Origin of the sequence: Devosia sp. ZB163 (assembly GCF_028613635.1) — a bacterium.
GTDB lineage: Bacteria > Pseudomonadota > Alphaproteobacteria > Rhizobiales > Devosiaceae > Devosia_A.
In genome coordinates, this window is record NZ_JAQRMY010000010.1 from 1 (window position 1) to 585 (window position 585).

1 protein-coding gene is annotated in these 585 nt (G+C 60.3%); it reads right to left on the bottom strand.

Annotation, left to right across the window (positions count from 1 at the left end):
* Window positions 1-402: 402 nt before the first annotated feature.
* Window positions 403-585: hypothetical protein (locus tag PRN20_RS22800; protein ID WP_273959971.1), on the bottom strand; the 183-nt coding region annotated here is incomplete at its 5' end.

Here is a 585-nt window from a genome sequence, read left to right on the forward strand (position 1 = left end):
CAATCCCGACGCCCGGATACGACCCATACGACCCCTCGTCCAGCCGATGCGGTTCAGACAGCGACGGAAGCAGAACTGCCTGGAGCATACCCCTGGGCGTGAGACCCTTGTCGCTTTCCTTCAGGCTGTCATACAGGCGATCGAGGGCGGCACCGGTGAAGGGAAACAAGGAAACGCCGGCGACTTCTCCGAACCACCAAACCCACCCCACCCCCACCCCACCCCCCACACCAAAAAAAACCACCCACACCACCCACAACCAACACCAACCCAAACCACCCCACCCACACAACACAAAAACACACACCCAACACACACAACCCCCCCCCCACGACGACCAGAACACCCGACACAACAAGCATCACCCCGACGCAATGCTGGACATGCTGGACAACGCCATCCTCAAGGATGTCGCTGCAAAAAAATGGTGACGCCCGACGCGAGCGCGACGCGTGCGTTAGCACGTTCGGAGAAGTCGCCGGCGTTTCCTTGTTTCCCTTCACCGGTGCCGCCCTCGATCGCCTGTATGACAGCCTGAAGGAAAGCGACAAGGGTCTCACGTGGAAGACGCCCAGGGGTATGCTC